This is a genomic window from Acidovorax sp., assembly GCF_046341535.1.
Lineage (GTDB): Bacteria > Pseudomonadota > Gammaproteobacteria > Burkholderiales > Burkholderiaceae_C > Acidovorax.
This window is the reverse complement of the sequence record NZ_JBKDRI010000144.1, coordinates 1-11,741: the sequence shown is the minus strand read 5'-3', so window position 1 is coordinate 11,741 and position 11,741 is coordinate 1. Positions and strand designations below refer to the sequence as shown.

General features: G+C 60.4%; 11 protein-coding genes. 6 read left to right on the top strand and 5 right to left on the bottom strand.

Features of this window, described 5'->3' with window-relative positions; all coding sequences use genetic code 11:
* Positions 1–118: 118 nt before the first annotated feature.
* From ACK543_RS10685 to ACK543_RS10670, 4 genes are all read right to left on the bottom strand, one after another.
* Entirely contained in the window at positions 119–511 is a 393-nt protein-coding gene (locus tag ACK543_RS10685; protein WP_409942834.1) for a hypothetical protein, read from the bottom strand.
* Positions 512–729: 218 nt separating this feature from the next.
* Positions 730–1,164, bottom strand: a complete 435-nt coding sequence (locus ACK543_RS10680) for a DNA polymerase III subunit chi (protein ID WP_409942833.1) — start codon at positions 1,162–1,164, stop codon at positions 730–732.
* 6 nt (positions 1,165–1,170) lie between these two features.
* Positions 1,171–2,676 carry a leucyl aminopeptidase gene (locus ACK543_RS10675; protein ID WP_409942832.1) on the bottom strand — a complete coding sequence of 502 codons (1,506 nt, stop codon included), beginning with the start codon at positions 2,674–2,676 and terminating at the stop codon, positions 1,171–1,173.
* Between the two features lie 41 nt (positions 2,677–2,717).
* Complete coding sequence (locus ACK543_RS10670) at positions 2,718–2,945, bottom strand: hypothetical protein (RefSeq protein WP_409942831.1); 228 nt, start codon at positions 2,943–2,945, stop codon at positions 2,718–2,720.
* A gap of 13 nt (positions 2,946–2,958) precedes the next feature.
* Here ACK543_RS10670 and lptF point away from each other — a divergent pair, with 13 nt between their 5' ends.
* Genes lptF through ACK543_RS10645 form a run of 5 tightly spaced genes read left to right on the top strand, consistent with a single transcriptional unit; the run spans position 2,959 to position 7,781 of the window.
* Entirely contained in the window at positions 2,959–4,056 is a 1,098-nt protein-coding gene (gene lptF, locus ACK543_RS10665; protein WP_409942830.1) for an LPS export ABC transporter permease LptF, read from the top strand.
* Positions 4,053–5,159, top strand: a complete 1,107-nt coding sequence (lptG, locus tag ACK543_RS10660) for an LPS export ABC transporter permease LptG (protein WP_409942829.1) — start codon at positions 4,053–4,055, stop codon at positions 5,157–5,159. The genes lptF and lptG overlap by 4 nt, the downstream gene beginning before the upstream one ends.
* A 37-nt stretch (positions 5,160–5,196) precedes the next feature.
* Entirely contained in the window at positions 5,197–5,565 is a 369-nt protein-coding gene (locus ACK543_RS10655; RefSeq protein WP_409942828.1) for a sirohydrochlorin chelatase, read from the top strand.
* 58 nt (positions 5,566–5,623) lie between these two features.
* Positions 5,624–6,565, top strand: coding sequence for a CysB family HTH-type transcriptional regulator (locus tag ACK543_RS10650; RefSeq protein WP_409942827.1), 942 nt, complete (start codon positions 5,624–5,626; stop codon positions 6,563–6,565).
* 49 nt (positions 6,566–6,614) lie between these two features.
* The gene (locus tag ACK543_RS10645; protein WP_409942826.1) at positions 6,615–7,781 is read left to right on the top strand and encodes a pyridoxal phosphate-dependent aminotransferase; all 1,167 of its coding nucleotides are present in this window, start codon (positions 6,615–6,617) and stop codon (positions 7,779–7,781) included.
* A 608-nt stretch (positions 7,782–8,389) separates the two neighbouring features.
* On the opposite strand, the gene ACK543_RS10640 is transcribed toward ACK543_RS10645, so the two are convergent.
* On the bottom strand, positions 8,390–8,557 hold the full coding sequence (locus ACK543_RS10640; protein ID WP_409942825.1) for a hypothetical protein: 168 nt from the start codon (positions 8,555–8,557) through the stop codon (positions 8,390–8,392).
* A 659-nt stretch (positions 8,558–9,216) separates the two neighbouring features.
* Between ACK543_RS10640 and ACK543_RS10635 the strand changes: the two genes are divergently transcribed.
* Positions 9,217–11,382 carry a DctP family TRAP transporter solute-binding subunit gene (locus ACK543_RS10635; protein WP_409942824.1) on the top strand — a complete coding sequence of 722 codons (2,166 nt, stop codon included), beginning with the start codon at positions 9,217–9,219 and terminating at the stop codon, positions 11,380–11,382.
* Positions 11,383–11,741 lie beyond the last annotated feature (359 nt).

Below are 11,741 nucleotides of genomic sequence, written 5' to 3'. Positions count from 1 at the left end.
CTGAAGCTGCGAGCGCTCATCGTCCGTCAGCAGCAACTCGACTTTCGGTCTTCCTGTCCTCATGGCGGTATCTCCGTTCCCAAGATACCGCATTGGCATGCACGATTAATGCCAGAAATTAACGGGACATGACACTAGACGGGACCGTCGTGGCACTCGCCAACTCGTCGGCAACCGCCTCGTAGACCGCCTGGCGCACTACAGATTCAATCTCTTCGCGCAACCGCGGAAGGACCGACCGGGTCTGCTCCTGCACCACTGCGGCAATGGCTTCACGAAGGCGCTTTTCCAGCACCACATCGACGCGCTGCATGACCCGGTGGACGATGTACTCCTCTGTGCCGTCAGAAAGTTTCGAATGGGGTGCTTTGCCGGACGCCACGCTCGCGACTGACGGCCTGCTGGCACCCACCCGCGCTGCACCGACGCCCGGCTGGGGTACCGCTGGCCCGCCGCTCGGTGCGCGGGCTGGAGTCACCGGCGATGGCGCTCCGGCACGCTGGGGAGCCATGGGCGCGAGGGGCGGCGCCTCCCTGGACGGTTTCGCGGCATCGGGACTGCGGGTCGGGCTGGCGGTGACCACAGCAGGAGGAGCAGTATGCGGCGCTGAAATCGTGGTGGTGCGAGGAGCCTGCGCTGGAGCAGGTCTCAAAGGCTGCGCCTCTGACACCTGCACGACTTCGGTGAGGGTAGGGACAAAGCGCGGAGGGACTCTGGGGGGAATGGCCATCAGCCGCCTTTCGAATCATGGGCGTACGACGATATCGCATACCCGCAGGACTCATAGTGGCGCCAGCGGGCACGTGCCTGCAATCGGTCGGACTGGTCCACCGCACTGACCACCTCCACCAGCCGGTCGAAACGTTCAAACCCATGCGGAACGGCGTCCATCAGGTTCAGCAGCACATCGTGGTGCATGCAACTGCCAGCATCTGTCGCCAGGAAAACCGGCGACGCGCGTACCAGATCCTCGTCTGCACCTGCGACGCAGTGCGCGACGAAGTCCTGGGGCGCTATCTGCCACAGCATCCTGTCGAGCGCCTCCAGCGTTTCTGCATCTGCCGCAATCACCAGTTGTGAATCGCTGCGCTGCGCCCTGCGTGCAAAGCGACATGCGTAGACGAGTTTGTCGGGCACGTTGAAATGGAATGCAATGTCAGTCATCAGCTATCAGCCTGCCTCGACAGATTTTTTCGCCTTCGATCGGCCGCGAGCGACCGGTGGGGCTACCGCCGCCTCCGCTTGCCGCAGCAGATACTGCACCAGCAGCGCAACCGGTCGCCCCGTTGAACCTTTGGCCGTGCCACCCTTCCAGGCTGTTCCCGCGATATCCAGATGCGCCCAAGGCGTTTCGCCCACAAACTTTTGCAAAAACTTTGCTGCCGTGATTGATCCACCCGCTCGCCCGGCCACGTTGCCCATGTCGGCAAAGTTGCTCTTGAGGCCTTCCGCGTAGTCGTCGTCCAGCGGCATACGCCAGCACGGATCCAGGGCCGTATCGCCTGCCTGCTGCATGGCATCGGCGAGCGCATCATTGTTTGCAAACAGGCCGCTGCGAACGCCACCCAGGGCGATAACGCAGGCACCGGTCAACGTGGCGATATCGACCAAGGCCGATGGTTTGAAGCGCGCGGCATAGGTCAAGGCATCGCACAGCACCAGCCGCCCCTCCGCGTCGGTATTGAGGATCTCAATGGTCTGGCCGCTCATGCTGGTGACGACATCACCGGGCTTGACGGCGCGGCCGTCGGGCATGTTCTCGCATGCGGGGATGAGGCCCACCACATTGATCGGCGGCTGCAGGTCGCCCAGGGCGCGGAACACCCCGAGCACGCTGGCGGCCCCGCACATGTCGAACTTCATCTCGTCCATTTCAGGGGCGGGCTTGATCGAGATGCCGCCAGTGTCAAATGTGATGCCTTTGCCCACCAGCACCACAGGCGCATCCGTGCGCGCAGCACCGTTGTAGCGCAGCTCTATGAAACGCAAGGGTTCTTCCGAACCCCGCGCCACGGCCATGAAGGCTCCCATGCCCAGGCGCGCTACCTCGGCCAGACCATGCACCTTGCACTGGATGCGCGGCAATTTGGCCAGTGCTTTGGCGGCATCGGCCAGCAGCGAAGGCGTGGCGTGGTTGGCCGGGCGATTGCCCCACTCACGCGCGAGCTCGACGCCCGCCACCAGCGCGACCCCACGGTCAAAACCTTCACGAACGGCTGTCGCATCGGGCACGCCGGCAATACAGCGGCTCAGCACACGCGGCTCGCCCTTGGACTTGGTGGTGGTGTACGCGTAGCTGGCTTCGGCCACCGCCTGCACTGCAGCATTGACGGCATCTGGCGCCACGGTGGACGCGGCAAAACACACGACCACTCGCCGGGTCTGTGGCGCCTTGATGGCAGAACCGAGCGCCAGCAGCGTCTGGCGAACCGCCCGCGCCGAACTGTCGCCCAGGCCTGCCAACACCACACGGCGAGCCGCCACGGCAGGCACCTGGTACATGGGCAGGTGCTTGCCGGCCTTGGCAACAAAGTCACCATGCTTGAGCGCCAGCGCGACCAAGGAAGAAAGCGCATCCTTGCCGGGCTTGAAGCCCTCCGGCACGAGCACGACCAGAAGGTCGCACTTTTCTGCGGCGGCAGCGGCAAGGGGCAGGGTCTTGAGATCAAAGTTCATAATTGGCGCTTTCCTTCGAGCGAATAGTGCAGTTCTTGAGGTTAGGCGTTGTCCATTTTGGCTGGCCGGCCTGGCGGATCATTTACCCCCAGCACGTCCTCAGGCGGCCCGATGTGGCCCTGGCTGATGGTGGTGACCAGCGTGCGCGCATGGTGCGAATGACAGTGGCCGTTATCCGCGTTGGGCTTGACAGCCGCCCCTTCGGCGCACTTCGCAGCGCCGCGCTTGAGGGTTTGAAACGCCGTCCAGGCCGGTAACAAGATCACCATACGCTTTCAGCTTATGTTATTCGATTCATCCATTCGCAAGGAGCTGGCTCGCAGCTTTGGAGCGACCCTTGTCGTGCTGGTAACGGTGGTCATGACCATGATGCTGATCCGCACGCTGGGTCAGGCTTCGCGCGGCAGCGTGAGCCCGTCGGACGTGATGCTGGTGATGGGGTTCACGGTGCTGGGTCAGCTCTCCACCATCCTCAGTCTGAGCCTGTTCATCGCGGTGGTGGGCACGCTATCGCGGATGTACCGTGACAGCGAAATGGTCATCTGGTTTGCCAGCGGCCGCGGCCTTGTTGCCTTCCTTGGGCCCGTTTTGCGATTTGCATGGCCTGTGCTTGTGATCACGGCCGTGCTTTCGCTGTTGGTGTGGCCTTGGGCCAACTCGCAGATACAAGAGCTTCGCACCCGCTACGAGCAGCGCAGCGACATCGATCGCATTGCTCCGGGTGAGTTCCAAGAGTCTTCCAATGGCAGCCGGGTGTTTTTCATCGACAAAGACACGCCGGACAATCTGACGGGCAACAACATCTTCATTGCCACCAACGATGGCGCTCGCGAATCGGTCACTTCGGCCCGCAGCGCGCGGATCACCACGGAGGGCGGCGAACGCATCGCCATCCTGAGCGACGGGCAACGGCTTGAGACGTCTCGGGACCAGCCGGGGGTAAAGATCAGCGAATTCAAGGAGTACGGCATCCGCATCGGGTCTGCTCCTGCGGGCTTGCCGCAAGAGATGGCCGTCAAGACGCTTCCTACGTACCAGCTTGTCATGAAGCCCGCGCCCGAATTCATGGCAGAGCTGGGCTGGCGGCTGGGACTGGCGCTGGCGGCGCTTAATTTTGTGGTGCTCGGCCTGGCGGTTGCCAGCGTCAACCCACGCGCTGCTCGCAGCACCAGTTTGGTGTTCGCGCTGTTCGCTTTCATCGTGTACTACAACCTCATGACCCTGGGCCAGAGCTGGGTGGCCGCCGGAAGGCTGGGGCTCTTGCCGCTCATGGCATCACTGCACGGAGGCATGTTTCTGTTGGCTGCCGTTATCCTCGCAGCCCGCCACAACAAGTGGTCCATCCGCCACCTGCTGCATCGTCAGGTCATCAATCCATGAAAACGCTGCGCCGCTTCATCCACCGCGAGGCCCTCGTGGCTGTGGGCTTTGTCACAGCCGGCTTTCTCGCCCTGTTCTTTTTTTTCGATCTTGTGGACGAGCTACGCTGGGTTGGAAGAGCCGGGGCCAACGCGTACCAGTTACCCCATGCGCTGCTGTTTGTGGTGCTCAGCATTCCGAGTCACCTCTACGAGTTGCTGCCGATCACGGTACTGATCGGCACCATCTTTGTGATGGCCCGGCTGGCGCAAAGCTCGGAATTCACGATCATGCGCACCAGCGGCCTGGGCCCCTGGCGGGCTCTGCGCACCTTGCTGACTCTAGGTGGCTTTTTTGTGGTGCTGACCTTTGCGGTCGGTGACTACCTTGCACCGCTGAGCGACAAGGCAGCGCAGCTGGTCAAGGCCAAATACCTTGGCCGACTCACGACCGGCGCCACCGGCGCCTGGCTCAAGGAAAGACAGGACGATCGCTCCTTTGCCGTCAATGTGCGCGCGCTCGGCGCGGACGGGGGCATGCTGGGCATTCGCATCTTCGAGTTTGACGCCAACGGACGCCTGTCGTCGCAAACCCGCGCGGCCTCGGGGAAGTTTGGTGCCGATGGAGCCTGGGAACTTGCAAGCGTAGAGCGGAGCATCTTCCACCGCCCGAACACCGAGGGGGCGCACCTGGAGCGTCTGGAAGTCCCATCGCTGCAATGGGCCACCAACATCAGCGCCGACATGGTCGCGGCCTCGGTGCTCAAACCCGATCGCATGGCCACGCTTGAGCTATTCCAGTACGTGCGGCACCTCGATGCCAATGGTCAGTCGGCGCAGCGCTACGAGATCGAGTTCTGGCGCAAGGTGTTTTACCCGCTCAGCTGTCTGGTCATGGTCGTGCTGGCGCTGCCGTTTGCATACCTGCACTTTCGCTCTGGCGGCATTGCCGGGCATGTGTTTGGCGGCGTGATGGCGGGCATCAGCTTCTTTTTGCTCAACAACGTCTTCGGCTACGCGGGCAACCTGCATCAATGGTCTCCCTGGCTCACGGCGGCTGCGCCGGGGCTGATTTACAGCATGCTCTCGCTGGCCGCGCTCGGCTGGCTGGTGCTGCGGCATTAGCCGCTGGCGCATCCACTCTTCTTACCCTGCCCTGCCCATGACCCGTTCCATCATCCTTTTTGCCCATGGCTCGCGCGATCCTCTGTGGCGTGCGCCCATGGAGGCCGTTGCGCGACGCATCGCCACCCAGCAGCCCGAGCGCCCGGTGGCCTGCGCCTATCTGGAGCTGTGCGAGCCATCGCTGCCCGCGGCCGCCGCAGACCAGGTGACCCGGGGGGCAACCCTGATCACGATCGTGCCCATGTTCCTGGGTACCGGCAAGCACGCGCGCGAGGATTTGCCGATCTTGGTGCAACAACTGCGTGACGCACACCCCGGTGTTGCGTTCAGCGTGCAGCAGGCCATTGGCGAAGACCCTCGCATGACCGCCCTCATGGCCGAAATTGCCTGCGAAACGCCGCCGTAGCCGGGCAGACGTTAAAACCGTGGAGCATAATAAAGAGCCGCTTTAGGCGATAAAAGATATGAATCTCCACCAGTTTCGCTTTGTTCAGGAAGCAGCCCGCCGCAATCTCAACCTGACGGAAGCCGCCAAGGCGCTCCATACGTCGCAGCCCGGGGTGTCCAAGGCCATCATCGAGCTTGAGGAAGAGCTGGGGGTGGACATCTTCGCCCGCCACGGCAAGCGCCTCAAGCGCATCACGGAACCGGGCCAGCATGTGCTCAAGAGCATTGAAGTCATCATGCGCGAGGTGGGCAACCTCAAACGAATTGGCGAGCAGTTCAGCGCCCAGGACAGCGGCACCCTGAGCATTGCGACCACCCACACCCAGGCCCGCTATGTGCTGCCGGTGCCGGTGGCGCGCTTGCGCGAGTCCTATCCCAAGGTCAACATCAGCCTGCACCAGGCCACGCCGCATGAAGTGGCCCGCATGATCATCGACGAGGTCGCGGAGATCGGCATGGCCACCGAGTCGCTGGCCGACTACGCTGAACTGGTCACCCTGCCCTGCTACGAATGGCAGCATGTCCTGGTAATGCCCAACGAGCATCCGCTGGCACGCAAAGAACGAATCGGCCTGGAAGACCTGTCGCACGAGGCCCTCATCACCTACCACCCCTCATTCACAGGGCGCGGGAAAATCGACCAGGCGTTTGCCAACCGCAAGCTACAGCCGCGCATTGTGCTGGAGGCGATTGATTCCGATGTGATCAAGACCTATGTTCGGCTGGGCCTGGGCATCGGCATCGTGGCCGAGATGGCCATGCGTGACGACCCCGTGGGCGACCTTGCCGTGCGGCCGGTGGGCCATCTTTTTGGCCAGAGCGTGGCGCGCGTTGCATTCAAGCGCGGTGCCTACCTGCGCAATTTCGTGTACAAGTTTGCCGAGCTGCTCAGCGACCGACTCAGCCGCGACCTCATCGCACGCGCCATGACCGGCCATGTGAACGATTACGAGCTGTAGCCCTTGCGCCCAGACGCCGCCGACAACCTTCTTTCTTTGCCGTTGCGCCATGACCCAAGCCACCGCACGAATCCCCGCCTTCGCCAGCAAGCTGCCCCATGTGGGCACCACCATCTTCACCGTCATGTCGGCCCTGGCGGCCGAGCACCAGGCCGTGAACCTGGGCCAGGGCTTTCCGGACTTTGAATGCAACCCTGCGCTGGTCGATGCCGTCACCCAGGCCATGCAAGCGGGCCACAACCAGTACCCGCCCATGCCCGGTGTGCCCGCCCTGCGTGAGGCGGTCGCCCGAAAGATCGAGGCGCTGCATGGCCGCGCCTACAACCCCAGCACCGAGATCACCATCACGGCGGGCGCTACGCAGGCCATCATCACCGCCATCCTGGCCATCGTCCATGCGGGCGACGAAGTGATCGTGCTGGATCCCTGCTACGACAGCTATGTGCCCAACATCGAGCTGGCAGGCGGCAAGGCCGTGCGCGTGCCGCTGACACCGGGCACCTTCCGCCCGGACTTCGCGCGCATCAGCGCTGCGATGACGCCCCGCACCCGGGCGATCATCATCAACAGCCCGCACAACCCCAGTGCCACCATCTGGACCGCCGACGAGATGCGGCAGCTAGAAGCGCTGCTGGCGCCCACCGACGTGCTGCTCATCAGCGACGAGGTCTACGAGCACATGGTGTTCGATGGCGCAGAGCACCAGAGCGCGGCGCGCTTTGCGGGCCTGGCGGCGCGCGCCTTCATCGTGTCCAGCTTTGGCAAAACCTTCCACGTCACGGGCTGGAAGGTCGGCACCGTAGCTGCGCCCGCAGCACTGACGGCCGAATTCCGCAAGGTGCACCAGTTCAACGTGTTTACCGTCAACACCCCGGTGCAATACGGTCTGGCCGCGTACTTGCAAGACCCTGCGCCCTACCTGCAACTGCCCGCCTTCTACCAGGCCAAGCGCGACCTGTTCCGAGCAGGCCTGGCGGACTCGCGCCTGAAGCTGCTGCCCAGCACGGGCAGCTACTTCCAGTGTGTGGACATCTCGGCCGTCAGCGACCTGAACGAAGCAGACTTTTGCCAGTGGCTCACCCGCGAAATTGGCGTGGCCGCGATCCCGCTGTCGGCGTTTTATGGCGACGGGTTCGATCAGCGCGTAGTGCGGTTTTGCTTTGCCAAAAAGGACGAGACCTTGCGCGCGGCGCTCACGCGGTTGCGCAAGCTGTGACGCAGCGCGCTGGACACGACCAAAATTTGAATGTTTTTGGCCTGTTGCGCACGGCCTGATTGACCTGGATGCTATTTTTTATATAGCAATTATCCTCGCGTTTGCGCGTGGGCGCTACGGCCCGGTTTACGCGCAGATACCGTGTGTCTGCTCCGCTGCGCCGTGGACCATCACCTTTGGTTTCTCTCTCATGGATGGCGTCACAGCGTTCGACCGGACGATGGCGCGGGACCCTCGGGCGCTCCAAGCCCTCGGGGTGCAGCGCTGGGTGGCGGGAGATTGAGCCTGCGGGCTGTAGACATACGCTCCCCCCCCACACGCGTTAAGGAGGCTCTGCATAACCCTCGCGAGGATGCGCTGGTGCGGATCGGGATAGGCCACAAGGCGCTTTTCTTGCCAATAGCCTGGCTATTGGCAAGAAAAGCAACGCCGTGGACTGCCCGAGCCCGGGCCCGCGCAGACCGCAGGGAGTCATGCAGAGGTTCATTATTGAGTCGGCATCAACCAACTTGAATGCGTTGATGCGGTTCGAAGCTCTGCGCAAGGCTTCGACAGGCTCAGCCCGAACGGCTGGTTCAAGTTCAAAGGTGCCGACTCAATAAAGCCCCTTAAGCGAAACTCGCGCGGGCGGCGCTGGCAGGCTTCGCAGGCTTGCACAGCATGTGGGACAGCGATTGGCAGATGCGCTTGCGCGCCATCTCGAGCAGGCCTCGCTGCAAGAACCCACCCGCCATGGTCTTGACCCGGTCGCACGCCAGTTGCTTTTTTGACGTCATTCAGCGCGGCCTGCAGTTAGCCGCCGCACCTTCGTTGCAGCGCATCTGCAATCCACCGTCCGAGGCGTCCTCCACCAGGGGCTGATCGGCAGCCGCCCTGCGCATGGCCGGGGCTCTTGTGGGTCTGCGTCGGGTGGTAGCCCTTCAGAGAATCTGCCAGATCGGCGCAAACCATGGCGGTGTTTGCCCAACAACCCCAAATCGGGGCGTAAACTTCGCAGCCTGGATTGAGCAACACGCCACACCGCCGCAAGCGTGTGAACGTTGTGGTGTCGGGCAGATCAAGGCAGCAGACCCGGGACTCATGGGTCGGAGCCCGCAAGCGAAGCGGCTGCGCTGGATGGGCGCTTGTGGGTCTCTGCCGAACACGGCTGGGGGCCTTTTCTGTGCTGGTCGTGTTGCCAAACATTTTTTGTTCGCTAAGATAGCGCTATCCTAATCAAGCGGACGATCCCGACCTAGATTCTTTGGAGACTGTTGTGCCAACATCAGGCTTTTAGGACAGCGCTATCCACCCATGACGGAACTATCCGACGGTAAGACGCATGAAACAGCAGTTCAATGTTACGGATACGGTCATTCTAAGGACGCCACAGCGCCACTATTCTCCTTGCTGAAAACCTCTTGAGATTATTCAGTTTTATCCTTCTGCTGTACTCATGAAAATTTCTTTGCAACGTATAACAGCCGCGTTATCCAATCGGGAATGGTCACTCGGAAAACGTATCGGAGTCGGTTATTTTGTGGCATCCGTGTTGCTTGTCGGACTAGTATGGTTAGCGGCATATTGGCTATACATGGCTGCAGATTCTACCCATGCAGTTATACTAGTTGCGGCCTCTTTAGCAGGTGTTGCATGCAATATGGTGGCGGCCTATTGGGTCACCAAATGGATTTATCGGCAGATCGGTTGTGAGCCAAGTTATGCCACTTGGTTAGCGAAGAAAATTTCCTTGGGCAACCTTGCAGTCGATATCAAAATCGATGCGAATGACCAGAGCAGTGTGTTGGCTGCCATCGCAGCCATGCGAGATAGTCTGGTTGATATCGTCGGCCACGCCCGAAGTGGGGCTGAAACTGTGGCACAGACGTCTGACGGTTTGGCCAATGCAACATTGGAACTAAGCGATAAAACCCAGAATCAGGTAGAAATGCTCAACAACACCAAAGGCGCTGTTGAACTATTCTCAGTCGCCATTGAGCAAAACAAGGAAAGCATCAGCCAAGCACATGCCATAGCCAAAGAGGCCATGAAAGCGGCTAACGATGGAGGCGCCGCGGTATCTGCCATGGCCGACACGATGTCTGCCATCAGCAGATCATCTCGTAAAGTCTCCGACATCGTGAGCGTCATTGATGGCATTGCCTTTCAAACCAATATTCTTGCCCTGAATGCAGCAGTGGAGGCAGCACGTGCCGGAGATCAAGGCCGTGGATTTGCAGTGGTTGCGGCCGAAGTGCGTCGACTTTCCACGCGCTCGGCCACTGCAGCAAAGGAGATCGCGGGTTTGATTCGGGAGTCTTTGTCGCAAGTGTCCCGTGGTGAAGAATTGGCCAATAACGCAGGATCGCGCACCCAGGAGATGCTTGGGACTGTGGTCCGGGTCAATGATGTTGTTGCCAGTATTGATGCGGAAACAGATAAGCAAACTGAGTATCTTCAACGCATCAATATCGCTGTGGCTGAACTCGATATCGGTTTGGGCACGACGACAGCCCTGGTAGGGCAGGCAGGGCGTGCAGCAGAGACGATGCAAGACCAGGCAGGAAATCTGGCGCAGGTCGTGTGCCTGTTCAAACTTCGTACTGACTCCAAAGTTGGTGGGGGTGAACCGAATGCCGAGAGAGCATCGTCCCTGCCATCGCGCGAGGTCTCGTCGGGGCAGAATCATCAGCACAACACATCCGGCTATAAGTCACGCATCATCCGTTTCGGCTATGGCCTGGCGGCTCCCAGCAACCAAGGTCGTGCTGCACGATTTTTTGCGGAGGATTTGGCACGCAGAACAGGCGGCAAATTAAAACTCAAAGAGTTTGGTGACGCCACACTGGGTAATGACGACTCCATGCAAGAGGCCTTGATTCAAGGGTCGCTTGAGATGATGGTTGGATCGACTGCCACGTTGACAAAATATGTCAGTGACTTCAGCGTGTTTGACTTGCCTTTTATATTCAGCAATGAAGAAGAAGCGGACAAGGTGCTGGATGGGGAGCTGGGACAGCGCTTAAGCCGAAAATTACTATCCCATGGCTTCGTGGGGCTTGGTTACTGGGAAAATGGATTCCGCAATCTCACCAACTCCAAGCGCATCATCAAACGCATCGAAGATCTTGAAGGCATTCGTTTGCGTGTCATGCAAAATCCGATTTATATTGACATGTTCAGCAGCTTTGGCGCGATCCCCGTGCCGCTTCCATTTGCGGATTTATTTGCGGCCATGGAATCGGGCAGCGTGGATGGGCAGGAAAATCCTGTCAATACCATCCAGTCGTGCAAGTTTTATGAAGTGCAAAAGCATCTCTCATTGACCAGGCATGTGTACAGTCCATGGATCGTTACTGCCAGCCGTTCATGGTGGGAGTCCTTATCGCCGGAAGAACGGTCGGCCATTGAAGCTTCGTCAGAAGCGGCACGTGAATATGAAAGAAAAGACAGCCGGCGATCGACCGTTGAAGCGATAGATTTCTTGAAAAACAAGGGCATGACGATCACAGAAATCAGTGATGCTGAGGCTAAGCGCATGCGTGAGAAAATTCAAAATTCCCTCAAAAAATCCGCCTACGCCGAGCAACTCAAATGGATTACTGATGCGTTGGCGCGATGATCTGATGCTGGATTGAATACAGCTTTCGATTGTCAGTGCCACGCAAGACGCCGGATGCCCCCGCCACTATCCCAAGCGCAGGCTCCAGTCGCCGACATTGCGCAAGTGCTTGGATTCCAATGCCAATGGAAGTGCGATGAGAAGTGCGTTGCGGCCATTGCCGCGCCGACGCGCTCAGCCTAAAAACGGCAGTTGGATACATTTGCCAACGCTGCTGTTGGGGTGCCAGGCAAGGCGCGACGACGCGGCAGGCTCGTGCCTGCCAGGAGGAGCAACACCGCATGGCACCCCAAACGCGGTGCTGGCACGTGCATAGCGCTGGCACCCCCAAGGTGAGGCTGCAAAATCACCCCAAGGCC